This window comes from Microcoleus sp. Pol14D4, assembly GCF_036701245.1.
Lineage (GTDB): Bacteria > Cyanobacteriota > Cyanobacteriia > Cyanobacteriales > Microcoleaceae > Microcoleus.
The window spans coordinates 1-24273 of record NZ_JAUBQM010000082.1 but is presented as its reverse complement, the minus strand read 5'-3'; the positions used below and the strand labels follow the sequence as shown (position 1 = coordinate 24273).

The 24273-nt window shown below is 45.8% G+C and carries 24 protein-coding genes; 10 read left to right on the top strand and 14 right to left on the bottom strand.

Features of this window, described 5'->3' with window-relative positions; all coding sequences use genetic code 11:
• Nucleotides 1-358: 358 nt before the first annotated feature.
• Nucleotides 359-901 (bottom strand): 16S rRNA (guanine(966)-N(2))-methyltransferase RsmD, encoded by a 543-nt coding sequence (gene rsmD / locus QUA33_RS23030; protein ID WP_333151477.1) that lies wholly within the window; start codon nucleotides 899-901, stop codon nucleotides 359-361.
• A 99-nt stretch (nucleotides 902-1000) separates the two neighbouring features.
• Nucleotides 1001-1636 carry an imidazole glycerol phosphate synthase subunit HisH gene (gene hisH / locus QUA33_RS23025; RefSeq protein WP_333151475.1) on the bottom strand — a complete coding sequence of 212 codons (636 nt, stop codon included), beginning with the start codon at nucleotides 1634-1636 and terminating at the stop codon, nucleotides 1001-1003.
• A gap of 46 nt (nucleotides 1637-1682) precedes the next feature.
• On the opposite strand from hisH, the gene QUA33_RS23020 reads away from it, so the two are divergent.
• Entirely contained in the window at nucleotides 1683-2189 is a 507-nt protein-coding gene (locus QUA33_RS23020; RefSeq protein WP_333151473.1) for a pyroglutamyl-peptidase I family protein, read from the top strand.
• 49 nt (nucleotides 2190-2238) lie between these two features.
• On the opposite strand, the gene QUA33_RS23015 is transcribed toward QUA33_RS23020, so the two are convergent.
• Nucleotides 2239-2721: a flavin reductase family protein gene (locus QUA33_RS23015; protein ID WP_333151471.1), complete on the bottom strand. Its 483-nt coding sequence runs from the start codon at nucleotides 2719-2721 to the stop codon at nucleotides 2239-2241.
• Nucleotides 2722-3006: 285 nt separating this feature from the next.
• Here QUA33_RS23015 and QUA33_RS23010 point away from each other — a divergent pair, with 285 nt between their 5' ends.
• Entirely contained in the window at nucleotides 3007-4206 is a 1200-nt protein-coding gene (locus QUA33_RS23010) for a glycosyltransferase family 87 protein (RefSeq protein ID WP_333151470.1), read from the top strand.
• A 173-nt stretch (nucleotides 4207-4379) separates the two neighbouring features.
• Here the strand turns inward: QUA33_RS23010 and QUA33_RS23005 are convergent, their stop codons facing one another.
• The 3 genes from QUA33_RS23005 to lgt form a co-directional block, all read right to left on the bottom strand.
• Nucleotides 4380-5219, bottom strand: coding sequence for a dienelactone hydrolase family protein (locus QUA33_RS23005; protein WP_333151468.1), 840 nt, complete (start codon nucleotides 5217-5219; stop codon nucleotides 4380-4382).
• Nucleotides 5220-5328: 109 nt separating this feature from the next.
• A complete protein-coding gene (gene cobM, locus QUA33_RS23000) occupies nucleotides 5329-6117 on the bottom strand; it encodes a precorrin-4 C(11)-methyltransferase (RefSeq protein ID WP_333151466.1) in 789 nt (262 codons plus the stop codon).
• Nucleotides 6118-6237: 120 nt separating this feature from the next.
• Nucleotides 6238-7131 (bottom strand): prolipoprotein diacylglyceryl transferase, encoded by an 894-nt coding sequence (lgt, locus tag QUA33_RS22995; RefSeq protein ID WP_333151464.1) that lies wholly within the window; start codon nucleotides 7129-7131, stop codon nucleotides 6238-6240.
• Nucleotides 7132-7548: 417 nt separating this feature from the next.
• Between lgt and QUA33_RS22990 the strand changes: the two genes are divergently transcribed.
• Nucleotides 7549-8616 (top strand): acyltransferase, encoded by a 1068-nt coding sequence (locus QUA33_RS22990; RefSeq protein WP_333151462.1) that lies wholly within the window; start codon nucleotides 7549-7551, stop codon nucleotides 8614-8616.
• A gap of 111 nt (nucleotides 8617-8727) precedes the next feature.
• A complete protein-coding gene (gene rlmN, locus QUA33_RS22985; protein WP_333151460.1) occupies nucleotides 8728-9837 on the top strand; it encodes a 23S rRNA (adenine(2503)-C(2))-methyltransferase RlmN in 1110 nt (369 codons plus the stop codon).
• 337 nt (nucleotides 9838-10174) lie between these two features.
• On the opposite strand, the gene QUA33_RS22980 is transcribed toward rlmN, so the two are convergent.
• From QUA33_RS22980 to QUA33_RS22970, 3 genes are all read right to left on the bottom strand, one after another.
• Complete coding sequence (locus QUA33_RS22980; protein WP_333151458.1) at nucleotides 10175-11284, bottom strand: class I SAM-dependent methyltransferase; 1110 nt, start codon at nucleotides 11282-11284, stop codon at nucleotides 10175-10177.
• Nucleotides 11277-11948: a phosphoribosylglycinamide formyltransferase gene (purN, locus tag QUA33_RS22975; RefSeq protein ID WP_333151454.1), complete on the bottom strand. Its 672-nt coding sequence runs from the start codon at nucleotides 11946-11948 to the stop codon at nucleotides 11277-11279. The genes QUA33_RS22980 and purN overlap by 8 nt, the downstream gene beginning before the upstream one ends.
• A gap of 131 nt (nucleotides 11949-12079) precedes the next feature.
• Nucleotides 12080-12655 (bottom strand): GNAT family protein, encoded by a 576-nt coding sequence (locus tag QUA33_RS22970; RefSeq protein ID WP_333151452.1) that lies wholly within the window; start codon nucleotides 12653-12655, stop codon nucleotides 12080-12082.
• Nucleotides 12656-12714: 59 nt separating this feature from the next.
• Here QUA33_RS22970 and QUA33_RS22965 point away from each other — a divergent pair, with 59 nt between their 5' ends.
• Entirely contained in the window at nucleotides 12715-13605 is an 891-nt protein-coding gene (locus tag QUA33_RS22965) for a sugar ABC transporter permease (protein ID WP_333151450.1), read from the top strand.
• Between the two features lie 110 nt (nucleotides 13606-13715).
• On the opposite strand, the gene QUA33_RS22960 is transcribed toward QUA33_RS22965, so the two are convergent.
• Nucleotides 13716-14306: a DJ-1/PfpI family protein gene (locus tag QUA33_RS22960; protein WP_333151448.1), complete on the bottom strand. Its 591-nt coding sequence runs from the start codon at nucleotides 14304-14306 to the stop codon at nucleotides 13716-13718.
• A 78-nt stretch (nucleotides 14307-14384) separates the two neighbouring features.
• Here QUA33_RS22960 and QUA33_RS22955 point away from each other — a divergent pair, with 78 nt between their 5' ends.
• On the top strand, nucleotides 14385-14744 hold the full coding sequence (locus QUA33_RS22955; RefSeq protein ID WP_333151446.1) for a hypothetical protein: 360 nt from the start codon (nucleotides 14385-14387) through the stop codon (nucleotides 14742-14744).
• A 272-nt stretch (nucleotides 14745-15016) separates the two neighbouring features.
• On the opposite strand, the gene QUA33_RS22950 is transcribed toward QUA33_RS22955, so the two are convergent.
• Both QUA33_RS22950 and lipA read right to left on the bottom strand, forming a co-directional pair.
• Nucleotides 15017-15121 (bottom strand): photosystem I protein PsaX, encoded by a 105-nt coding sequence (locus tag QUA33_RS22950; RefSeq protein WP_333097955.1) that lies wholly within the window; start codon nucleotides 15119-15121, stop codon nucleotides 15017-15019.
• Nucleotides 15122-15289: 168 nt separating this feature from the next.
• Entirely contained in the window at nucleotides 15290-16246 is a 957-nt protein-coding gene (gene lipA / locus QUA33_RS22945; protein ID WP_333151444.1) for a lipoyl synthase, read from the bottom strand.
• Nucleotides 16247-16444: 198 nt separating this feature from the next.
• On the opposite strand from lipA, the gene QUA33_RS22940 reads away from it, so the two are divergent.
• From QUA33_RS22940 to QUA33_RS22930, 3 genes are all read left to right on the top strand, one after another.
• The gene (locus QUA33_RS22940; protein WP_333069606.1) at nucleotides 16445-16996 is read left to right on the top strand and encodes a response regulator; all 552 of its coding nucleotides are present in this window, start codon (nucleotides 16445-16447) and stop codon (nucleotides 16994-16996) included.
• 286 nt (nucleotides 16997-17282) lie between these two features.
• Nucleotides 17283-18377 carry a PfkB family carbohydrate kinase gene (locus QUA33_RS22935; protein ID WP_333151442.1) on the top strand — a complete coding sequence of 365 codons (1095 nt, stop codon included), beginning with the start codon at nucleotides 17283-17285 and terminating at the stop codon, nucleotides 18375-18377.
• Between the two features lie 131 nt (nucleotides 18378-18508).
• Nucleotides 18509-20287: a Rieske (2Fe-2S) protein gene (locus QUA33_RS22930; protein ID WP_333151440.1), complete on the top strand. Its 1779-nt coding sequence runs from the start codon at nucleotides 18509-18511 to the stop codon at nucleotides 20285-20287.
• 42 nt (nucleotides 20288-20329) lie between these two features.
• Here the strand turns inward: QUA33_RS22930 and QUA33_RS22925 are convergent, their stop codons facing one another.
• Together QUA33_RS22925 and QUA33_RS22920 are read right to left on the bottom strand one after the other, a co-directional pair.
• A complete protein-coding gene (locus QUA33_RS22925) occupies nucleotides 20330-22078 on the bottom strand; it encodes a CapA family protein (protein WP_333151438.1) in 1749 nt (582 codons plus the stop codon).
• A 429-nt stretch (nucleotides 22079-22507) separates the two neighbouring features.
• A complete protein-coding gene (locus QUA33_RS22920; protein WP_333151436.1) occupies nucleotides 22508-22732 on the bottom strand; it encodes a hypothetical protein in 225 nt (74 codons plus the stop codon).
• Nucleotides 22733-22994: 262 nt separating this feature from the next.
• Between QUA33_RS22920 and QUA33_RS22915 the strand changes: the two genes are divergently transcribed.
• On the top strand, nucleotides 22995-24194 hold the full coding sequence (locus QUA33_RS22915; RefSeq protein WP_333151434.1) for a HEAT repeat domain-containing protein: 1200 nt from the start codon (nucleotides 22995-22997) through the stop codon (nucleotides 24192-24194).
• Nucleotides 24195-24273 lie beyond the last annotated feature (79 nt).

The window sequence follows — 24273 nt, the reverse complement described above, 5'->3', positions numbered from 1 at the left end:
TCATGTTACAACTGAAAGTCTTTATTTTCAGCGTAAACTCCATTTATTTCGTCGATCGCTCAAGCAACTTGCTGTGACAACCTACGCACAAAGCTTAACTTCATCGGAAAAATTTGTATTGTATCCAAGGGAAAAACTTGGAGTTCCGGGCGCGCCAACGCCCGGAAACCCGGTTTCTTTCTGCCTCCAGGCTTGACCGCGAATTTCAAAGGTGGTACCCGGCACGTGATTTATCCGTGGAATCAATCCAAAATCGAAAATCGAAAATCCTCAAGCCCCCGCATTTATCCGTGGGGTCGCCTCTAAAATCTAAAATCTAAAATCTAAAATCGATTGACGCTGCTGCTGTTTGAGCCTGTCAGCAACTGCGTGTGTAGAAGGTTAATGCTGTATTGCCGTATATTTTATGGCGGCAAATTTCTAGACCGGAAATCGGTTGTGCCGATCGCTCCCGGCTGTGTTCGATCGCGATTTCGCCGTTTGGTGCTAGCATTTCTTGGCTGGCGATCGTGTTTAAAACAGGTTCGTACAAGTCGCTGGCGTAGGGCGGATCGAAGTAAATGCGATCGAACTGCTGCCCCGCTAGTGCGGCCAATTTCGCCGTCGCGTTTCCCCGCAGTATTTGGAATGTTTGGGACGAGTCTGCTACTTGCTCCCAGTTTTCGCGGATAATCGCACAAGCTTTCGCCGACTGTTCGATGCCAGTGACACTCGCGGCTTGACGACACAAAGCTTCTGCACCCATCGAACCGCTGCCGGTACAAATGTCAAGCCATCTGCAATCTGCGATCGTCCCTTGCCAAATATTAAATAAAGCTTCTCTGACTCGCGAAGGTGTAGGGCGAGTGGCGAGTCCCGGCAGGGTTTTTATTTGGCGGTTGCCAGAAATTCTTAAACTCATTTAGGAAGAAGGAATAAGAAAGAAGGAATAAGAAATAATACTGTTAAAAATGTCAAACCCGGTTTCGGCAATCTACCGGGTTTTTCAATATTCATGCACCTAAGCAGGTACTTTTTCCCTCACCAGACTGACAAAATTTGACAGCATTTGCAATCCCGTACTCGAAGACTTTTCCGGGTGAAATTGCACGGCCATCAAATTGTCTTTAGCTATAGCCGCCGTCACGTTTTGACTGCCGTGACTCACCATTGCCGATCGCACTTCCAAATCCACCGGATCGACATAAAAAGAATGCACGAAATAAACCCAAGGATCGGACGGTAAATTTTGCCACAGCGGGCAATTCTGCTGAGTAAATTCCAATTGATTCCATCCCATGTGGGGAATTGTCAAACCCGGTTCCGAGCGAAATCGGCGCACTTTTCCCGCAATAACGCCCAATCCCGGTTCTACACCTTCTTCGGAACTTTCAAACAGAATTTGCAAACCCAAACAAATGCCTAAAAAAGGTTTTCCAGAGGCGATCGCACTTTTTATCGGTTCTATCAAATTGCGCGATCGTAAATTCTGCATTGCCGGGTCAAACGAACCAACTCCCGGCAAAACCACGGCATCAGCCTGCTCGATTATAGCAGGAGAATCTGTAATTTTTGGCACTGCACCCACATTTTCCAAGCCTTTACAGACTGAGTGCAGATTGCCCATGTCATAGTCTACTACTGCAATGACAGACATTGACTTACTTGCCTTATATTATCAATATCAGTATTATTGCACAAATATGACAGCGAAAATCCTGCTAACCTCATTTGATACTTGGCTTCCCCATCAGGAATCCAACTCTTCGGACGACTTATTAGCCAAGATTTCCAAAATCAAATCTTGGCCTGATTCTCTGACTTTTTTGAGGAAACTGCCAGTAGATTTTCAGCTAGCACCGAAGTTGGCGATCGCCAAAATCAACCAACTCCAACCAGATACTATTATTTGCTGCGGCATGGCCGAAAGTCGGCAAAAATTAACCGTAGAATCTTGCGCTTGTTGCGATCGCGATATTCTGAAAACAGCAGTTAATCTCGAACCGCTAGTGGCTGATTTAGCTGCCACAGAAATCAGTCACGAAGCCGGAAAATTTGTATGCGAAGCCCTATATTATGCGGTTTTAAAACATATTTGCGATTGTCAAATAGCCGCTAAATGTATTTTCGTCCACGTACCAATTTTGACAGAAGAAAATGCCGACATAATTGTCGCCGATTTTTTATTAATTTTAACTCGCCTCACTTAACAACTGACAACTGACAACTGCCAGTTGCCAATTGCCAACTGTCAAGTCTTTAGCCGCCGTAATTCCAACCCGTGCTTTCTAGCAGCAACGGATTGCCTTCTCGGTGGACGCCTGCGGCCACAACTTCTCCCACATAAACCGTGTGATCTCCGTGTTCCACAGAACCGACAACTTTGCACTCGATGTAACCCAGAGAATCCGAGATAATCGGACAACCAGTTTCCGCGCCCGGATAAAATTCTACATCCTCAAATTTATTGCCAACGCGGCGCTGCTGCTTGAAGAATTTCTGGGCTAACTCTTTTTGCCCTGCTTCTAGGAAACTCAAAGCAAAGACACCGCTGGCTTTGATCATGCCGTGGGATTTGGAGTCTTGCTTGACGCAGTTGACAACTAAGGGAGGGGTAAAGGAAGATTGCATCACCCAGCTAGCGGTGAAACCGTTGACTTCCTCCCCGTCTTTGACACCGCAGATGTACAATCCGTGGGGGATTTTCCGCAGGATGGTTTTTTTAGCTTGTTCGTCTAGCACGGGCTTACCTGTTCGATCGATAATTCTACACCGCCCAGTTTACCAATGTCGTGCCCCAAACCCAACTGTCTTAAGGGCGATCCCCATACCGAAACTGTTGAGATTGCCAATATTGTTTTTTTCGATACCAAATCTTCTGCTTCCCCCAACATTTATTTTTATTAACTTAAATTAAGTTGCTCGGATTTGTTTGCAACTAACTATATGCTGTGTTAAAACTTTAGCCATTAATATTGCAATCTCAAAGTAGTCCCTCAATTCGTTGATAAAATCGGAGAGAATTCGATGACAGAATCGTTTAAGCGGAACTTTGGTTTAGGTCTTTTAGCCGTCAGTATATTATCTCTAATTTGTTTCGGCATAATAGGGATTGGCAGAGACGGTCAACTCAATGCTGATGGTGGCGTCCTTTACGCTGCTGGACGTGCTTGGCTTAAGGGTTTAAATCCCTACAACCACGATTTCCTCGTTCAAAGTGTAGCAGGAATAAAGGAAATTGACGGCCTGGAAAATGCCGCTTTCTTTTATCCTCCTCCATCAGCGGCATTGTGTATGTTTGTCGGTCTGTTCGATTACTCCGTTGCCAAATTTGTCTGGGTCTTACTCAACTTGCTGTCAATCGCAGCTATTATTGCGATGACAGTTCGCACCATCAACCAACATCAAAATAATAGTGAAAATCAACTCGGAATTTGGGTGATCAGTGCGATGATTATCGGCAACCCATTCACTGCCCACGTTGTCTGGATGGGTCAAACTTCTTTGATCGCTTTTGCTGCGACAATGGGTGCTTGGTTCTTCAGCCAACGGCAAAAATTTGTATTAGCAGGAATCTGTTTGGGTGTAGCCAGCTTTAAACCGCAACTATGCTTATTGCTCGGTATTTGGTTTTTGCTAGAACGGAACTGGAAAATACTAGCTGTAGCCTTCGCAACTGTTACAATTATGAGCGCTTACCCATTGGTGCTGTACGGCGGGCCCGTTGGGATGCTGGCAGCGTGGCATCAAGGAATTCAAGACAGCTATAGCTCTTTGCCTTTCAATCAACCGGGGTTTCAAGATAAAGTTGGTATGGAAAGTCTTTTTGCTTCTTTAGGCTTGAAGATACCGGCTATCAAGATTGTGGCAGTAATTTTAGCAGTTCTGCTGTGGGTGTTCCGCAATAGAATTAATCGAGAAGATGTCTTGGCTGTGCTGATGGGTATATCCTTCACATTTCTCGGATATACTCACGTTTACGATTATGTAGGTTTGTTCCCGATTCTGACCTCGCTGTGGCTGTACTGTAGCAATAACCGCAATGCTTTGCTCACCAGTATTGCTTTAGTTTTTCTGCTCTTTTTTCCGAGACGTATATTTTTAGCAGCGGGTCTGCCTTTTTTGATTCACTGGAGAACAATTGTTGTTTTGATGCTGGTAGTTGGTGTTCTTGCATTCAGCATGAAAGCTAAATCTCGTCAAGGATTTCAGCAAGAAATGGCTTGATTTTCGCAGAGTTGCCAGGGGCAGAAATTATCATAAGGGGGGCTTGCCTCATAAACCCGGTTTATACGAAAACAGCCTGGTTGGGCGACTAAATATCTACGAATAAACCGGGTTTATGAACTTCAAAACTCATCGAGAGGCGAAGGGGTGCGAAGAACGAAGAAATCTCAAAACTATTGTGCAACTCCGTGCTTCTTAAACCAATCTTGCATCAGTTTCCAAGCATCCTCAGCTTCTTTTTCCCGGTAAGTGGGGCGATAGTCGGCGTTAAAACCGTGCGGCGCATCTGGATAAAGCACAATTTCTGAACCGCTGCTGCCAGTTTTGAGAACTTCCCGCATTTTCTCGACTGTATCCTTGGGAATTGACTCGTCTTTGCCACCGTAAAGCCCCAATACAGGCACTTTCAAAGTTGCTGCAATGTCGATCGGCTGTTTGGGAGTTAAAGCCGTAGAATTGCCAACCAAACGCCCGTACCAAGCCGCGCCAGCTTTGACTTTGGGGTTGTGGGAAGAGTACAGCCAAACAATTCTGCCACCCCAGCAAAATCCTGTAATTCCCAACTTATTAGTATTGCCTTTTCCGGACTTTTGTGCCCACTCTACGGTAGCATCTAAATCCGACATAACTTGAGCGTCGGGAACTTTCGAGACAACTTTACTAATAATTTCTTGGATGTCGGTAATTTTAGAAACATCACCTTCACGGGCAAACATTTCTGGGGCGATCGCTAAATAACCTAATTTGGCAAAACGGCGGCAAATATCTTGAATGTGTGCGTGAACTCCAAAGATTTCTTGAATTACTAAAATTACTGGAAAATTGCTGCCGCTGGCTGGCATGGCTCTGTATGCTGGAATTGAGCCGTCTTTTACAGGAATTTTTACCTCACCTGCAACTAAACCAGCAGCATCCGTATTGATAACGGCAGCAGCAATAGGATGAACTGCTAAGGCAAATCCGGCGCTTAATGCGGTGACAGTGATAAATTGTCTGCGAGTTAAGTCTTTCATTGGTTATTGGTTATTGGTTATTGGTTATTGGGATGTTGAAGTCAGAAGTCAGAAGGAAAAAAACAGCTATCCGTGTATCCGTGTCAAAATCCGTGTCGTGCCTTCTTGCTTATTCCTTAGAGGGTCTAAAAAGCCGATCGTGCTCTGGATGGTACAAGCGCGATCGCCCTTGTGCTGATTTTCCCAAGGCCGGACTAATAACGTACATTGTCGTTCTGATCAAATTATTTTCGCGCGTAGCAACTGCCATTTTGTCAAGGGGAACTAGCACAATTTTTTCATCCGGCCAACCCAACCGATAACAAATCGCTACAGGCAAATCCGATGGGTAATGTTCCATCAATTTAGCTTGAGCCTGTTCGACATGGCGGGCGCTCAAATACAGGCACAAACTCGCTTGATGAGCCGCTAAACTCGCCAATTCTTCGCGTTCCGGTACTTCGGTTCGACCGCTAATTCGCGTCAAAATAATTGTCTGCACAACTCCCGGAACTGTCAACTCAATTTTAAGTTTAGCCGCCGCAAGTTGGAAAGCGCTAATTCCCGGAATTACCTCAAAAGCAATTCCCTCGGAGGCCAAAGCTTGCATTTGTTCGCCGACAGCCCCGTAGAGACAGGGATCGCCCGAATGCAGACGGACGACGCTTTTTCCGTCACGCACTCGTTCCACCATCAAAGGTACAATCTCTTCGAGGGTCTTATCCGCAGTTTGGATCGCTTCAGCATCTGCGCGCACCCCCTGCAAAATTTGCTCTGGGACTAACGAATCAGCAAATAATATGACATCCGCTGCAGCCAGTAATTTTTGAGCCTTAACAGTCAACAAATCCGGGTCTCCCGGGCCTGCACCTACAATGTATACCCCTGGAATTAGGGCTTCAATCTCTGTCAAACTCATTGCTGCTAAAAAATTTGCTAAATTTACGGACTCTTCCGGATGTACCTATTTTGGTTGGAAGTAAGGGATGGTAGATGCACCCTGGTTTTGAACCCTAGAGACTAACCTCTCTGGGGTTTTTTATTGATCCTCTGGGGATTTCTGAGCGATCTTAGCCCGATCGCTATTGGGGGAGACAACATCAGGTAAAGGTCGATCGAGCAAATAAAGCCAAGCTAACCCGCCCAACCCTAAAACAATCCCAGTCAAGCTTACCATCTGTGCAGTCCGCAGCGGCCCGAACATCAAACTATCAGTCCGCAACCCTTCAATCCAGACTCTACCGGAACTGTAAGCTGCGATGTAAACCAAAAATAAAGCACCAGTTTTCAAGCGAATTTTGCCCTGCAAATCGCGGAAAAATAAAGTCAGAAGCAACCCAAATACTGTCAAATTCCACAGGGATTCGTAGAGAAATGTGGGGTGGAAGTATTCAAAATTAGCGTAGGCGGGCGGGCGGCTGTTTGGCGGAATATAGAGTTTCCAGGGCAAATCCGTAGGACGGCCAAAAGCTTCCGAGTTAAAGAAATTTCCCCAGCGTCCGATCGCCTGACCGAGAATGGCCGAAGGTGCGATTAAATCTGCCAATTGCCAAAAAGAAACTCGCTGGATTTTCGCAAAAATTAAAGCTGCGATCGTGCCACCCAAAATCGCCCCGTGAATGGCAATTCCGCCTTTCCAAATCGCAATAATATCCTCTGGCCTCTGGGCGTATTGCTGCCACTCGAAAGCCACGTAATAAATTCGAGCACAGGGAATAGCGCCCAGAACCAGCCAAATTGCCAAATCACCCAACAATTCCGGGTTGACGCGGCGTTTTTGGGCCAAGTATTGGGACAGGCTGACCCCAATCAAGACCGCAGAAGCTATTAACAGCCCGTACCAGCGAATGGCTACGGGGCCAAGTTGAAAGATAATTGGGCCCGGCGATGTAAATTGAAACGCTAAGGGCAGCGCAAGAATATTTAGCACCATAAAAGTTGCATTAATTGTGATGGAAAGCAGTTAAATTTTGCATACCCTTTAACAAACTCCAGAGTTTATTTTAGGTGGCTGCGGTCATTTATACGCAATTTTTGGGGAATTTTGCCAAAAATTAACTTTGTTGTCGAGATTTTTGTTATTGCAACCTTGTTGACGTGGCACGACGGACTCAAAGGCTACACTCAGAATCACAGAATTACCTTGAAATGCGTCCAGAAATATACAGCAGGTTGCAGGTTGATGAAGTACACCCGCTTATCGATCAATTCCCGCCGGGACAAGGCACTGCCGTCTCCCTACTGCCCTTCATAAACCGGGGATACGCTGTAAGCATCAGTGAGGCTTGACATAAAAAAACTATGGGTGTTAGTATGCACTCATCAAAAAATATTTTTTTTAAAAAATATTGTGACACCATCCAAATTTTACATTCCTTCCTTGGACGGAATTAGGACGATTGCTTTTCTCATTGTCTTTTTATCTCATGCAGGGGGCGAGAAGATTTTTCCTGGACCCTTTGGTGTAACAGTGTTTTTCTTTTTAAGCGGATATCTGATCACAACTTTGCTGAGACGTGAATACGAACAAAACCAATTCATTAATTTAAAACATTTTTATTTGCGACGTTTTCTGCGAATTTGGCCGGGGTTTTATCTAGTCTTATTCGTAGCATCTACCTTGACATTGATAGGTGTACTTAAAGGAGAAATACAACTACCAGCTTTTTTAAGCCAGGCTCTCCATTATTATAACTATTATGCAACTTTTACTGGTGGTTACGGAGTAGCTCCTGGTAGTGGTGTATATTGGTCTCTGGCGGTGGAGGAACACTTCTACTGTCTTTTCCCTTTACTCTACATAAGTTTACTCAAAATGCGTGTGAGTCCCCAAAGGCAAATGTTAATTATTTGGGGAATTTGCTTAGCTATTCTAATTTGGAGATGTTTTCTAGTGTTTGGCAGGGGAGCAGATGAGAATAGCATCATTTTTTTATCAGATACGAGAATAGATAGTATATTGTTTGGCTGTGCATTAGCGGTCAATGGCAACCCAGTATTAGATACTCCCTATGGCTCTGATAGACTGTGGAAGTATTTCGTACTACCAGCCGGAATTACTGTAATTATTTTGTCGTTTATATGTGATTCTATTGAATTTGAAAGTACATTGCGTTACACTATTCAAGGTATTGCACTACATGGTCTTTTTATTGCTGCTATCCGTTTTCCCGATTGGGGAGTATTTCAAATTCTCAATTGGAATTGGATGCGGTTTATTGGTTTGCTTTCATACTCGCTTTATTTAGTACACCATACTGTAATTAAGGCTGTTTATCTTTATTTACCTGAAATTTCTGTGGCTTTGCAAGGAGCGATAAGTATGCTGATTTCTCTTATATTAGCCTATGCAATGTATAGGTATATAGAACTGCCATGCGGAAAGCTACGCAAGCAGTTGTCATCCTCATCAAGTTAAGTGCCAGAAAATATTTACCAAGCCTATTTTCGCCAATTTCGTCACCGATCGGCGGCCGCTTTGGTCGAGAAGTTTTAATATAGAGGGTGGCTTTAAATTTTATGATGACCTATGTCTCCTACTTCCGTTTCTCAGGTGTACTCTTCTGGTAATTCCAAGGGTGCGAATCAGTCTCGCAAGACTGCTGCTTTGGCTGTTGAGTCGGGTAAAATTCCGCCCTTGCTGGGGGCGAGTTTGGCTGAGTTAACGGAGTGGGTACAGCAGCAGGGACAACCGGCTTATCGGGGAAAGCAGTTGTACCAGTGGATTTATGAGAAAGGTGCGCGATCGATCTCTGACATTTCTGTATTCTCGAAACAGTGGCGCGAGACTGTTGCTAAAATCCCGATCGGGCGATCGACTATTCACTATCGCTCGGTCGCACCAGACGCCACGGTAAAGTATCTCTTAAAATTGGCAGACGGTCAAATCATTGAAACAGTAGGCATTCCCACCGATAAACGGCTGACTGTCTGCGTCTCAGCCCAAGTTGGCTGCGCGATGGGCTGCGACTTTTGCGCTACCGGAAAAGGCGGTTTCAAGCGCAATTTAGAAAAACACGAAATCGTCGATCAAGTCTTGACAGTACAGCAAGATTTCGGCCGCCGAGTCAGCCATATCGTATTTATGGGAATGGGCGAACCCCTGCTGAATTTCGATAATGTGGTAGCTGCTGTCAAGTGTTTGAATCAAGATGTCGGAATTGGACAGCGAAACATCACCATTTCCACAGTCGGAATTCGCAATCGCATCAGCCAACTAGCCGAACATCAACTGCAAGTTACCCTCGCCGTCAGCCTCCACGCTTCCAATCAAAGATTGCGCGAAGAGTTGATTCCTAGCGCCCGCCCTTATCCTTTGGGTGAGTTAATCGCAGAATGTCGGGAATATGTGCGATCGACTGGGCGTAGATTAAGTTTTGAATACGTACTTTTAGCAGGTGTGAATGACTTGCCAGAACACGCAGCCGAGTTGGCTAGTCAGTTGCGCGGCTTTCAGTGTCACGTCAATTTGATTCCTTACAATCCGATTCAGGAAGCTGAATATAAGCGACCGACTCCCAATCGCATTAACAGTTTCGTTGCGACTTTGAAGGAAAAGAAAATTGCCGTTAGCGTGCGGTATTCTCGCGGCTTAGAAGCAGATGCAGCCTGCGGACAATTGCGGGCATCCGAGGTTTAGGATTGGATTTTTAACCGCTAAAATTTGTTGTAGGGTGCGTCAGATCGCTTTGTTTTCAATCATTAAAAAGCTAAACTATGACGCAGCCTACTACTAAAAAATAAACTCTAAGCTGAGGCAAATCTATATTTGACCGTTAAGTTTGATGAAATTCTTGTGGGGTGTCCCGCCCAAAAATACAATTTATATCAAATCCGCTAGCATCGGACTTAATATTGCCCACAGCCTGGACACGGCAGTGCCGTGTCCCTACAATTAATCGCGGTAGGGACACGGCACTGCCGTGTCCTCTATATAATTCCGGTGCAACCGGAAACGATATTAGATACAGGACAATTTACAAGCGTTTAACAAGTATCCACCGCAACTCTAGCGGCGGTGTTTGTTGCACAGAAAATAAATCGCGCCCGCTAGCCCAACTGATAAACCAAGGTGTCGGTGGCCAAGCAGAGTCAGGCAAATGTTTTTGTTCGTATTCAATCACCGATTCATCAGAAACAATTTCTAACGGCAAACCCTCGATTGCTGCTTGCAATTCTTGTCTGGTAATCAGATAAGACCAACACAATTCAGACATTTGTTTGGCCATCTCATCGGGTTCGTAGCCATCTACTGCTAAGAAAGCACTGAATAAGATAAACCCGCCACTTAAAACAGCATCGGACATTTTGCCCAGGAAAAGACGAATTTGTTCGGGGTAGCGGAAGTGAGAGAGAACTTCGGTAGCAATGGCTAATTTGTACCGATAAGTTTTCATCCTCAATAATGGGTCTAAAACGTCGCCTTGGGTGACATTGATCGGCAAGTTTTCGGAGGTGGCTGCTGCTGATAGTTTCTCGGCAAATATCGGTGTTAGTTCGATCGCATCCACGGAATGGCCTAACCTTGCTAAAGGCAGACTATTGCGCCCTGGGCCCGCACCGACATCTAAAATAGGTGCTTTTCCCGGTTCGCCTAATTCGGCGGCAATGGCGATGACTTTGGCATCGGGATGGCTGCCGAATAAAGGTTCGGGGCGAATATCCGGCCAGCTATGATATTTCTGGGCCATTGATTCGATTTGAATCTTGGTATTCAGAGTAATGCCGCCGGCTAAACCGCTTTGGGAATTGGCGGGAAAATAGGAGACTATTAGATTAGCATGGGGGGAATTTTTGAATCCTTCTGTTAAGGCGTTGGCGATTAATGTTCGTAAGTTTTCGGTTTGGGCAGCGTCGATGTTTTGTCCGAGAGTGTTTAAGAAGTTTGAGAGTAATTTAAGATAGTCGTCTAGCATTGATGGCAAGCAAGGCAGATAGAATTCTCCCTTGATGCCTATGTTCTTTTTGAGCCTTTCTTTGAGAATTAATTTCAGGCGATTCGAGTCTGTCAGCGGCGGGCTTGTTTCGGGTGATTCGCTGACGGGCAATTGGGGGATAGATGCGGCACTGGTGAGATTTTTAGTCACAATATTTTTGATTAGATTCAGCAATAAGTGCGATCGCACCGAGCATAATCTTGTGCTCTTGCACCTGAATTCGAGCGTGCAGCGTTTCTGCGGTATCATCAGGCAATACCGGCACTGCAGCCTGCATTAAAATCGGCCCGCTGTCTACTTCTAAACGGGCGATATGCACCGTACATCCGGTGATTTTAACCTTGGCAGCTAGTGCTTGCTCGACGGCGCGAATTCCTGGAAAACTCGGCAGTAAGCTGGGGTGAATGTTAATAACGCGATCGGGAAAAGCATCCAACAAAACTTTGGTAACAATTCGCATCCAACCCGCCATCACTACCCACTCTACATCATATTCTTGAAAAGTTTTGACAATTTTTGTATCTAATTCTTCGCGGCTTTTGCAGTCGCGGTGATTGAGCAGAATCGAGGGAATGCCGTATTTTTTGGCTCTGGCTGCTGCTTTTGCTTCGGGGTTGTTGTAAATTAATACTGGGATTTTAGCGTTGAGTTGTTGATTTTGGATGGCTTGGGCAATTACCTCGAAGTTGCTGCCGCTTCCTGATGCTAAAACTCCTAATTTTAATGGAGGATGGGCCGGATCGAGTCCACTTTTGCCAATCTCAGGAGAAATCAGGCAGGCATTGGAATTAACAGATACTGGATTAGCGGTCATAAAGATAAAAACTATTCACTCGTATTCTACTATAGAGGTAAAGGGTAAGGTGTGCTTCGGCGCACTCTACATGGAGATATTGCGGAAGTCCTAAGTATATTATTTTTTTTTGCAGACCGACTGATTCACTCCTATTCTACAATATTATCAAAAAACTCTTCCCTGAGAATCGAATAAAGTTTTAGATCCCAATATCTGTCTTTCACAAATATGTGCTGTCGCAATATCCCTTCCAATTGCATCCCCACTTTTTCCATCACCCTAGCTGAAGCAATATTGCTAACTTCACATCGAGCCAAAATTCGATTCAGCAACATCTCCCGAAAACCGAATTCAATAACGGCATTGACAGCCTCGCTCATGTATCCTTCGCCCCAATAATTCCTAGAAAGTGCGTAGCCAATTTCCGCACGGCTGTGCGTCATGCTCCATTCCACAAATCCGCAAGTCCCGATAAACTTTTTATCGGCTTTGTGGACTATTCCCCAATCTACCAACTCTCGTCTCTTGTACATTTTAGTAATTGACTTGAGAAAGTATTTAGTATCTTCGATAGATGTGTGAGTTGACCACATTGTGTATTTTGACACTTCGGGGTTGCAAGCATATTCAAACATATCGCTAGCATCGTTTAAAGTTATTTTTCTGAGCAGTAGCCTTTCTGTTTCTATAGTAGGTAAATCAGCTAATATATCTAGAAGGTTCATTTTGAAATTGACCTATATTGTGATACCATTTAAAACTAAAAGCTAAAATTTAGAAGCCAATGGTTCGGATTAAATTTGGGCGTTTTAACTGGTTGGATAATGATACTATCGCAGCTTGGACTTTCCTGTCCCCAGCTTTGCTGTTTCTGGGTACTTTTTTGATTTGGCCGATCGCCTATTTATTTTACCTCAGCTTTACCAGCGGCAGCTTTACCCAGTCGGGAGTGCGTTGGATTGGCTTCAACAACTACTGGCGTCTAGTCACAAACCCGGATTTCTGGCAAATTCTCCAAAATACGCTCTATTTTACTACTGCAACAGTCATTCCCAGTTTAGTGATTCCATTAGGCTTAGCTGTTTTGCTAAATCGCTCGTTTGCTTGGCGAGGAGCTCTCCGCACCGCTTATTTTATTCCTTCGATTACCTCTTTAGTTGCAGTTGGCTTGGGTTGGCGGTGGTTGTTTCAAACCGCAGGCCCGGTGAATAATGCCCTAAGTGCGATCGGCTTAAATCCAATTCCTTGGCTTAGCAGCACAGTTTGGGCAATGCCAGTGATAATTCTGCTCAGTGTTTGGAAACAATTAGGCTTTAATATGGTAGTATTTTTAGCAGGATTGCAAGCAATTCCGGTAAATCGTTACGAAGCTGCAGAATTGGATGGAGCTAATGCTTGGCAGCAATTTTTGTACATCACTTTACCAGGTTTGCGACCGACTTTAGTATTTGCTACCGTCACTACTGCTATTTTTACCCTCCGAAGTTTCGAGCAAGTTTACGTCATCACCGGCGGCGGTCCTTTGAACTCTACTAATTTGCTCGTTTATTATATTTACGAGCAAGCTTTTTCGCAATTTGATTTTGGCTATGCAGCCGCTGCGGCAACTTTTCTAATGGCTGTAGCTTTGCTATTAGTTTATTTACAACTAAAAGTTTGGGGCGAAGATTCTTAATTAGGTTATGCGTAGTTTCACGTGCGGGAATTACAGCGGTAATGTGCGCCTCGGCGCACCCTAAATTTAGAGGTTTTGTGTATGTCCTGAATAAACTGGATTCCCAATTATCAATTCCCAATTTTATATTCCATGTGCTCTGCTGTTTGTTCAGCTTGTGCTGTACCCAAAAGTTTGCCAACAACGTGCAAAGACATATCAATCCCCGCAGCAATTCCCCCAGAAGTGATGATTTTGCCGTTATCTACAAATCGCTGATTTTCGATAATAATTGTGTTGGGAGCTAATTCTCTCAATAACTCCAATACCTGATGGTGTGTAGTTGCTTCCAAACCTTCCAACAACCCAGCTTTTGCCAAAAGCAGCGAACCCGTACAGACAGAAAGCACTAATTCTGCTGTTCGCGCAGAATCTTTTATCCAATTAATAACTGCTGAATTATCGATTAACTTTCTCGTACCTTGTCCTCCCGGTACAATTAAAATATCCGGTGGCGGACAATCGGAAATGGTGCAGTCGGGATTTACGATCAAACCGTTGCGGGCGCTGACAGAACCCGGATGTTCGGCTACGGTAGAGACTGCAAAAGGTCGCTCGCCATTACTTAATTCTGATGCCACCGAAAACACTTCAAAAGGGCCTGCAAAGTCCAGTACCTCGACATCATCGAACATTAAAATTGCTACGTTCCTACTTGCCATAAGACATACTTCTGATAGAGTCCAAAAATATCGGCGATTTGTTATCGTAGAACTGGTATAATTTAAATTATTAAAGCTATGCCGAAAAAAAATCGCCATTGCGCCCTAAAAATCAGTTTTTTGTGTCTGGCTTGTGCCTTAGCAATTGCTGTAGCACCAATTTTTACACCAGCTCAATCCACAACTCAATTAGAATTTCGCATTACTCAATTAGAACGTCAAATTTCTGAACTCCGAGGACAAATCTACAGTTTGCAGAATCAAGGTTCTAGAGTTAACAGGGCTCCCTCTCCTTCCGGTTCGGGTCGGACAAATCCTAGAATGCTGTCGGGAGACCCGATGTTTGACAACTTAGCAACTTTGGCAATTGAAACTAAGCAAGATGTTATCAAAATTCAAGAGCGGTTGTCAAAGCTAGAAGCGTCGAGAAATCGCTAGACAAGTCATTAGTTATAAGGAAGAAGGAAGGCACGACAGGGATTTTGACACTGATACACCGATTAATTATTGAGCCAAAGTCTGGATCTGGATTCAAAAGTCAGAAGGAAGAAGTTGGAGGGAAGAACTTAGTAGTCAGTAGTCATTAGTTAGAGGGATGAAGTAATATTCTCCCCAACTCAAAACTCTTTCCCTCTCCCCCTCTCCCTCTCTCCCATTCTCTGACGTTGAGGTCGAGAACAGCAGGGTCTGCTAAAAGTTAACTTGCAGAACTATTCAATGATATGGAAATAATAGGCTGCAACCAGAAAATTGATCGCTAACAGCAACAGAAACCAGCCTGCGCGAAAGGTGTAAGGGAATTTTCCCGTTTTCATCACGGACTCGGATTTTAATTGGTTCTTCGCTATCTCTGGCATAGGTAAAGCTCCTAATTGATAATGTCACTCTATTTACAAATAGCAGAGAGCGTCGCACTTATGCACAATCCTCTAGAGTTATTTTTTGTAACAAGGAGTTGATACCGAGTTGAATTTAGATTAATTTCAATCGCTCTCTCCGGCGTGGTAGGAACTGCGGACGAGAGGCCCCGATCGCACGCGCTCAAACCCCATCTCCCGGGCGATCGACCCGAAACGGTCAAATTCGGCCGGCGTCCAGTATTTACGCACTGGGAGGTGCTCTAGAGATGGTCTCATGTATTGACCGAGGGTGAGCCGATCGCACTTGGCATCCCGCAAATCGGCCATCGCTTCGACTATCTCGGCTGCGGTTTCCCCGTGCCCCAACATCAAACCGGATTTGGTGGGAATAGTTGGGTCATATTGCTTAACAATACGCAGAACGTCGATCGAGCGATCGTACTTGGCCCCCCTCCGCACCGGCCCTTGCAACCGCCGCACCGTCTCAATATTGTGGTTGTAACAAGCCGGTTTAGCCTCCACCACCGTCCGAATCCGCTCTCGCTGCAACTCATCGAGCCCTGAATTCTCCCCCTCTGAACTCCTCCCGATTCCCCCCCAAAAATCCGGCGTCAGCACCTCAACTTCAGTATGCGGGTTAAGAATGCGGATTTGGGCGATCGTCCTCGCAAACCAACCGGCACCCCCATCCGGCAAATCATCCCTAGCCACCGAAGTCAGCACGGCATAGCGCAAACCCAACAACTGCACAGCCTCGGCAACCTTTTGCGGTTCCTCCGGGTCGAGGGGCATCGGAGAATGACCTTTATCTACTTGACAAAAAGCACAAGCGCGGGTGCAAGTCGGCCCCATCAACAAAAAAGTCGCCGTTTTTTGGGCGTAGCACTCGCCCCGGTTGGGACATCGGCCCTCCTCGCAAATCGTGTGAATTTGCCGCTGTTTAATAATTTTTTGCACTTGCGAAAGTTCGCTAGCTTTGCCAACGGGCCTACGCAACCACTCCGGCATCGCCTCGATTTCACCCCGCATTTTGGCGGCAATTGCTTTGACTGTAGGAGTTTGAGGAATTTGGGGCGACATATAATTAAGTGGCGATCGAGTTAATTCCTTCGATCCTATCCGAAATCAAAGTCCCTGAACTTGTAGCAGTCTCACCCGAAATCAGGATCGCGCCGAGGTGCAACAAAACTAAACTCGCCCAGAATTATGGGTAGAATTCTGTTAGGGATATACTGAAGGTTGCAAATCATCACTCATTCATTACTGAAGGAGTCAGTCGTGGCTGGTCAAAAAATCTTGGTAATCGATGACAGTAAAGTCATCCGCGTCCGAGTCCGAGAGATGTTGCCTCAGGGTAACTTTGAAGTTCTAGAAGCAAAAGACGGCGAAGAGGGACTCAAACTGATCCGTCAAGCCCGGCCAAATCTAATTATGTTAGATTTCCTACTGCCGAAAGTCAGCGGTTGGGAAGTGTATCAAAAAGTGCAAGCCCATCCTGAGCTTTCTAAAATACCTTTGGTGATCATGTCGGGCCGCGAAGAAGAGGTGATGGAAAAAATTCCGAAACCCTTCGAGAAGCATTTTTTTGCATTCATCGCCAAACCGTTTGAGAAGAAGCAGCTAACCGAGGCAATCAAATCGGCGATGGTACTGGCCAAAAAGAAACCAGTGCCGGAAGCCCCAGCCGCCGCCGCTGCACCCACTTCTGGAGGGGGCGCCGCCGAAATTCAGGCGATGACTGCGAAAATGGCGAAAATGCAAGCGGAAATTGATGCACTCAAAAAACAAATGACTCAGGTGATTACGATCATCAAGCAGAAATTGAAATAATTCTGCTGTTTTTTGAAGGCACTTATGCAGAAGGACACTTCCACACCGTGAAACGTTCAGTTTAGTCTCAAGGGCTGCGATTTTATCGGCATTTTTTTGCCAAATTGTTTGAGCGAGTGCGATTGCCAATACCCTGCAACTGGTTGCTCAAAATCCCAGTGAGAAAATCAATTAAAAGTTAAAAATCAAACAAGGGAGGAAATTAATTATTAATTAATATTAGGATTTTTAATTCCCGCTCGTTCCACACTCAATTATCAACTCCTCAGTCTCATTTTTTTGGTTAATGACTAACGACTATTCCGATTTTTTGCCTCAACTGCGTGCCTCAACAGAGCAATTATTGAAAAGATTAGACTGCTTCCATCAAGCGCAGGTATTAGCGATCGGAGATTTGACCTTGGACGAGTTTCTTACCGGACAAGTAGAGCGAATTTCCCGCGAAGCACCGGTGTTGATTTTGCGCTACGAAAATACTCAGCAAGTACCCGGAGGTGGCGCAAATGCTGTCTATAATTTAGCCAAACTGGGAGGCAAAGTAAAAGTTGCTGGTTTGGTGGGAAAAGACGACCAGGGAAAGGCTTTGTGCGGTATTTTTGAGGCGGCGGGAATTGATACGGGTGGGATTTTAATCGATTCGCAGCGTCCAACTGTCACCAAAACTCGAATTTCCGGGCACGCGCGGCAGTCGGTGACTCAGCAAATTGTCCGAGTCGATCGCAAATCGGACGAGTTGCCGGATTTAGATTTGCAGTTGCAATTGGCAGACTACATCCGGCAGCAAATACCGACAGTAGATGCAGTAGTTTGTTCCGACTACGGCGACGGAGTTTTGACTCGTTTGGCGATCGAATCAGCAGTGGTTCCCGGCAAAACAATTGTAGACGCTCAAATAAATTTGCAGCGATATTCTGGAGCAGTGTTATTTACTCCGAACTTGCCCGAAGCCGAGCAAGCCGTCGGATATGCTATCAAAAACCCTCAAACTTTAATGCAAGCAGGACGCGATTTATTGAACTTAACTCAAGCTCAAAAAATCCTGATTACTCGCGGCGAAGAAGGGATGACTTTGTTTGAAAGGGCGAACGGCGAAGAAATCAAAAATTCACCCCCTCCAACATCCATTTGTGAAAAGGGGGAATTTGCTATTAAAAGTTGGGACATTCCCCCTTTTAACAAGACTGATGTATTCGACGTAACCGGTGCTGGAGATACAGTTGTAGCAGCAATGACTTTAGCTTTGTGCGTCGGTGCATCCGGTTGGGAAGCGGCAGTTTTGGGCAATTTGGCGGCTAGTATTGTCGTGCGTCAATTCGGTACGGCGACAACAACGGTAGAGGAGATGAAAGAAGCTTTGCGATCGCTGATGAATCTGGAATAAAGCCAAAACATAAACCTGCTGGCGATCGATCGAGCATCTATCAGGACTTGAGTTTTTAATCCTGTTTTACTTCAGGCAAATACCCTGGGATTGAGCTAATCTAGTTTATATATAAATTAGTTTAAAAACTTATGGCTGAGACTTCAGGCTATTACGTTCGCGCCGCGAAACTTGCAGAAGTCGAGACAAAGGGCAGCTTGTTAGTGAATTTGGAAAAACACACGATCGCCCTTTTTTACTCAAACGATCGGGTATACGCGATCGACAACCGCTGTCCCCACATGGGTTTTCCCCTCAACGGCAGCACTTGCAAAGATGGCATAGTCACCTGTCCTTGGCACTACGCCCGCTTTGATGTCGCCAGCGGCGGTACTTTTGACTCTTGGGCCGACGACGTGCGATCGTTCCCAGCGGAAATTCGCGACGGGGAAGTTTGGGTAAATTTAGCACAACAGCTTGACCCTTACGCCCACCAGCGCCAGCGACTTCAAGATGGGTTAGAACAAGGAATTTCTCTAGTCATTGCCAAGTCAGTGATTGCCTTGCTAGATATGGGGGCTAGTGCCAGCGAACCTTTCCAAATCGGATTAGAATTTGGCACCCGCTACAACAAATCGGGATGGGATACAGGTTTATCGATCCACACCTGCTTGATGAATATCCTGCCTTATCTAGATCCAGAAGACCGACCCCGTGCACTCTATCAGGGACTTTCGGCAGTGGCCCGCGATAGTGCAGCCGCACCTCCTCACTTTGCGGTTCACCCCTTGCCTAATTCTGAGGTTGATGCAGAGACACTCAAAAGCTGGTTCCGGCAATTTATTGAAATCAGAGACAGCGAAGCGGCGGAACGATGTTTGTTGACAGCAGTACGCGCGCCTCTGGAACGAGAACAAATTGCTGATATGCTGTTTGCGGCCGCTACTGACCACCGCTACATTGATGTCGGTCACAGCCTCGACTTTATTAACAAGGCGTTAGAAGCCCTGGATGCAGTGAATTGGGAAGGGGCAGAAACTGTTTTCGCGAGTTTGGTGGCTGGTTTGGCGAATGCGGCGCGGATGGAAGAGTCGAGTTCTTGGCGCTACCCTGTGGATGTGGTGGCAATTTTAGAGTCAGCGATGGCGCAGTTGCCTGCAGCTTTAGAAATGGGCCGATCGCACCGGGGCAATTGGTTGGGAAGAGAACAGTTAATTCCGATGTTGTTGGGCGAAGATGTATTGGCGATCGTCGATGCACTTTTAACTGCCTTGAAAGAAGGTTGTAGCGAAGACGAATTAGCCAGTGCAGTCACTTATGCTGCTGCCCTCCGCGTAGCCCGGTTTAATACGAATAACGACCACAGCGACTGGAATTCAGCGCACCATCCCTTTACCTTTGCGAATGCGGTGCATCAAGGATTGCGGCGATCGCCTTCAATAGAGTTGCTGCGGGGAGTTTTCGATGCAGCGATCGCCGTATATCTCAACCGTTTCTTAAATGTACCGCCTGCGCGACTTCCAGAACCAACAGATGTAGTTGAGAATCCAGAGGAATTGCTCAAACAACTGCCAGACTTGTTGGACAGACAGCAACAGGTGAATCCAGTCGGTAAATTAGTTGCAAAATACTTATATAGCGGTGGCAAATCGGAACGGTTGATGGCAGTTTTAGGAAAACTGATGCTGCGGGAAAATCGGGATTTCCACGTTATTCAGCAGGTAGAAGCAGCATTTCGCCAGTATGCTTTATTAGAGAATGCGGGCGATTCCCTACGGGATAGCTTCGCTTCACGCATTGTGGTATTAGTGGCGGCCGCAAGGTATTTAGCCGCCCATGCCCCGACAGTGCGATCGCAAGCACAAACTTATCAAATGGCCGATCGATTGCACCGGGGCGATCGCTTATTTGAGGACTCACCGGAAGTATAGCTTCTCGTCATAAGGCACTTTTTAGGTAAATAATTGCCCCGATCATTTCTTGGAAATTATCCCCTTGTCATCAATTTTCAAATCAGTCTTGGGAAAATCGCTTTTTGTCAAACGGTCAATCAACCCCACAGTCCTAAAATTGTTATCAACAGATGGCACGCCTCGCCCGTCAAGTTGGATGGGGATAATCTTGCCAGAAACAAAATCCCCCTGCGGAGTCATTTTCACATCCAAAATTAGGGATTTACCGAGTGTTCCTGCTGTGGACAAAGTGCGATAACCCAAAAAATTTCCCAAGGAATAAGCAATCAATTTCCCTTTATAAAGTTCCATCGCTCGGGGAACGTGCGGGCCGTGTCCCAAAATCAAATCTGCTCCCGCATCAATCATCGTCCGCGAAAACAAAACCATATTTCCCCGGTTTTCTCCGTAAAAAATTTCAGTTTTATTCCTCACATTTACAGCTCCCGTTCCTTCAGCTCCAGCATGAACTGATATCACTACAATATCAGCATTTTCCTTCGCTTTCTTGACTACTTCGGCTCCCGCTTTCAGTTCCAGCAAGGAATTGTGAACTTCGCCGTAGTTGCTGAAACCGATAAAGGCAAAATTCACACCCTTGACATTTTGATAAACAATTTGATCTCTTTTACCAACAGCCTTCATGCCATTGCTGTCGATGTTTTTAATCGTGTCCTTAAATCCCTGCTCGTTAAAATCGTAAGAGTGATTGTTGGCAACATTTAAAATATCAAAACCAACATCTTTGAAAATTTTCGCATAACTCGGAGGCGTCCTAAAGGCAAACAGCATTCGTCCGCCGCCTGCTTTGGAACTGTAAGGATAATCGGTCATCGTGCTTTCAAAATTGCCAAACAGAATATCAGCTCCTTTGAGGTACGGTTTTACCGACTCTAATAACATCTCTTTTTTTGCCGGCAGTTTGTTGTAGGGATAATTTGTGCCGGGGATCATGTCACCAACTGCTTTGATGCTGACAGTGGCGGGCACAATGGCAGGTTTTTTGGCAGCCGGGGATGGCGATTTTGGAGCGGGAAGGGGTTTGGCTGCGGCTGCTGGTGCTGGTGTCGAGCTCACTTCTCGTACCGCAGGCTTTGACGTGAGAGGGTTATTAGTAGCGGTGGTTGAGGATTTGTAAAGTTGAGAAGCCAGCACAAAGCCGGCTATCGGTACGAGAATTAGACTCAGAGCAGCGACTGACAGCCCAGATTTTTTAATTTTAGTGCGGGCTAATTCTGGCTGCGGTGATTGCTTTTGCTGCTTTTGGTGTGGGGGTTTTGGAGTTGGGATTTTAGGGGGTTGGGGCGGAGATTTTTTTGGTGTTTGAGGGGGCGCCGTTGTGACATTTTGAGGTTTTTCTAGCTTGGGCAAAGTCACAGGAATGGGAGAAGCGGCCACACTAGCGGCTACTGCTGCACTCGCAGCTACTGCTGCATTCACGGTCACTAACGGACTCACGGGTTCGGAAGTCAAGCGTTTTTTTAATTCTACCGTCTGAGTCCAAGCGGGCAATTGCTGGCCGCCCTGCCGCCCGTAAATGGTCACTGAGTAAAGGTTATTTGGTTGCAACCGCTGCAACCCTTTGACTGCGACTCGGAGACAGGCTTCTTCTGCGGGTAAATGTTCTGCTTCCAGTAGCAGGTGCAGGGTGTCATTTTCCCGGCTGGCTTTAGCCGTGACGCCGAAGCTTTGGAGTGCTTGACCGATCAGAAATGCGATCGCCCTGGCATCGCCTTCTTTTGCTAAATTTAAAATATCTTGTTGGCTCACAAACGCCTCTACTCTCACACTAGAAATTTAGGTCGATCTTATATCAAATTTGGCGGCACAGCGTTAAATACCGATTGATTTAACTTAAGTAAGTGGGTACAAATAAACAAAACGTTGGCAAAAGACGCCTGCGTGAAAGGGTCTACTCGCTGTCACTATAGCTCCTAACTAAATCCGACCCTACTTTTACAAGGTAGTATGATTTTTGGCGCTGGCTAGCTGAATACAATATTTCCTAACGGTTATCTTCGCCGATCGCCCAAACACTTCTATCCGGCATAATTGCCCCCTTCAAATTAACATCGCTCAAATCAGCGCTCTCTTTCTTACAGCATTTTTGGTAAATAAAACTGGTTTATGAGCGTCGAGAGTGCGTCCTTGAATGTACGGAAAATATGCGGTTTAGCAGCGAAGAATTAACGAAAAAACCTAGTTTCTCGTTTCCACTGCCAATCCCCCTGTCCCACTTGCGCCCCAGTTCAGACAATAACGATCGACCCACAGGCTCGGAAGCTTGTTAAACTTTTGGTCATGCCACGCTATTCGTGAGAAATCGACGGCGACGGAGCCACAATCGTCTGCTACCGCCCCCGCAGTGCTGCGCTGCTGGGCCTGCACTCCACACTGCACGTAGGTGAAACTAGCTGCAATCAACTTTCAGGATGCCGCTAAAGTCGCGGCCACCGATGTAGTTGTTCGTTTTAAACTAATTAAACTAATTATTTAAAAGAGTTGCACGTCAATGACACAATTGTGCTTGTGAGAGCTGGCTCGATGCCCTTTCAAACCAGGGTTTTTCGCTAGTATGGTGCTATTTGTGAGTTAGTTAAGCCTATAGCAGCTAGGATCGAGCTAACTCAAGGTTAAACTAAAGCTCGTCATGCGGCGTTGCCTCTCAAAACCCGGATTGAGTCTTATGGCGCATTACCGCTCCTCTGTATGTTTGTTCACCTGCATTGCCTGTCTGGGTGCTGCGTTCAGTCCAAGTGCCGACGGAGGGCAACAGGTACTCAATGCCTCTGCGCGTGCTGTTTCCCAAGAAATTGCTCAGGCAAACTCTCCCCCGGACGATCGCCAGGATTCGCAGCCTCCAAAACCTTCTCCAGCGCCTGATAAAAACAAATCTCAGCCGTCCAAAACGTCCAAATCTAATTCTAAGCTCCCGAAATCGGTATCCAATTTGATCGTCATTTTGTCTCGTCAGCGGGGGTTCTTAATGTTGGGTTTGGCAGCAGTTGTCGTCACGGCAGCGGCAGTATTTATCCTGCTCAAATTAGTTAGCAGTGACGAGTCAAATTATTCTAAGCGAAGACGGGGAAGATTTGATCGCCACAACCAAAAAAACTCTCAATTCACTAATTCCGATTCTCCTACAAACTCGCACGCAATTACACAGCAAGAGGCTTCTTTTGGGCTATCCAAACCGCTCTCAGCCTTGCCCTACCCTTTGGATTTGCCAAAAGACTACAGTATCGAGAACAGCGATCGACCTTTACCGTTGATCCGGGAATCCGGGGAACCTGAATCCGAGGAGGTATCAGTCGAGGGCGATCGAATTAATTCCGACACCTCGCCATTGGAAACTCACAGCAATGGGTACAGCAACACAGGTTTCAACATTCCCGAAACAACTAATCAAGGCGATTCCCTAGCGAGTCGCAAGAAAGATATTGCCCTTCCCGAAACGGATAGTAGACCTAAAGTTGATATTATTGAAGCACTGATTGAAGATTTGCAGCAGCTAAATCCGGCAAAGAGGGGCAAAGCAATTTGGGAACTAGGTCAGCGGGGAGATTCCAGAGCAGTTGAGCCGTTGCTCGATTTGTTACCAAATTCCGACTCGAAGCAGTACAGTTTAATTTTGGCAAGTCTCTCGGAAATTGGCATTCGCACGCTCAAACCAATGAATAATGCTTGGTCAATTTCGCTGCAAAATGAAAATCCAGAAGTGCGTAAAAATGCAATTCGCGACTTGACGCGGATTTACGAATTGGTGAATCAAATCAGTTACTTGTTGCACCGTGCTACGGACGATCCAGATCCCGAAGTTCAGGAAGTTGCTCGCTGGGCAATAAATCAGTTGAATCGCATCCGTCCGCGTTCTGGGAGGGATTAATAAATGGTAATTGCTCAACTAGGGGAAAAAAGGGAGCCATGAAGAGAGAGGGCTTTTTGAATAGCTTGATAAGCAGTTA

Excerpts from the sequence above, each read along its gene's own strand:
- rsmD (WP_333151477.1), bottom strand. The coding sequence starts at position 901 with ATGAGTTTAAGAATTTCTGGCAACCGCCAAATAAAAACCCTGCCGGGA.
- hisH (WP_333151475.1), bottom strand. The coding sequence starts at position 1,636 with ATGTCTGTCATTGCAGTAGTAGACTATGACATGGGCAATCTGCACTCA.
- QUA33_RS23020 (WP_333151473.1), top strand. The coding sequence starts at position 1,683 with ATGACAGCGAAAATCCTGCTAACCTCATTTGATACTTGGCTTCCCCAT.
- QUA33_RS23010 (WP_333151470.1), top strand. The coding sequence starts at position 3,007 with ATGACAGAATCGTTTAAGCGGAACTTTGGTTTAGGTCTTTTAGCCGTC.
- QUA33_RS23005 (WP_333151468.1), bottom strand. The coding sequence starts at position 5,219 with ATGAAAGACTTAACTCGCAGACAATTTATCACTGTCACCGCATTAAGC.
- cobM (WP_333151466.1), bottom strand. The coding sequence starts at position 6,117 with ATGAGTTTGACAGAGATTGAAGCCCTAATTCCAGGGGTATACATTGTA.
- lgt (WP_333151464.1), bottom strand. The coding sequence starts at position 7,131 with ATGGTGCTAAATATTCTTGCGCTGCCCTTAGCGTTTCAATTTACATCG.
- rlmN (WP_333151460.1), top strand. The coding sequence starts at position 8,728 with ATGTCTCCTACTTCCGTTTCTCAGGTGTACTCTTCTGGTAATTCCAAG.
- purN (WP_333151454.1), bottom strand. The coding sequence starts at position 11,948 with ATGACCGCTAATCCAGTATCTGTTAATTCCAATGCCTGCCTGATTTCT.
- QUA33_RS22970 (WP_333151452.1), bottom strand. The coding sequence starts at position 12,655 with ATGAACCTTCTAGATATATTAGCTGATTTACCTACTATAGAAACAGAA.
- QUA33_RS22965 (WP_333151450.1), top strand. The coding sequence starts at position 12,715 with ATGGTTCGGATTAAATTTGGGCGTTTTAACTGGTTGGATAATGATACT.
- QUA33_RS22960 (WP_333151448.1), bottom strand. The coding sequence starts at position 14,306 with ATGGCAAGTAGGAACGTAGCAATTTTAATGTTCGATGATGTCGAGGTA.
- QUA33_RS22955 (WP_333151446.1), top strand. The coding sequence starts at position 14,385 with ATGCCGAAAAAAAATCGCCATTGCGCCCTAAAAATCAGTTTTTTGTGT.
- QUA33_RS22950 (WP_333097955.1), bottom strand. The coding sequence starts at position 15,121 with ATGAAAACGGGAAAATTCCCTTACACCTTTCGCGCAGGCTGGTTTCTG.
- lipA (WP_333151444.1), bottom strand. The coding sequence starts at position 16,246 with ATGTCGCCCCAAATTCCTCAAACTCCTACAGTCAAAGCAATTGCCGCC.
- QUA33_RS22935 (WP_333151442.1), top strand. The coding sequence starts at position 17,283 with ATGACTAACGACTATTCCGATTTTTTGCCTCAACTGCGTGCCTCAACA.
- QUA33_RS22930 (WP_333151440.1), top strand. The coding sequence starts at position 18,509 with ATGGCTGAGACTTCAGGCTATTACGTTCGCGCCGCGAAACTTGCAGAA.
- QUA33_RS22915 (WP_333151434.1), top strand. The coding sequence starts at position 22,995 with ATGGCGCATTACCGCTCCTCTGTATGTTTGTTCACCTGCATTGCCTGT.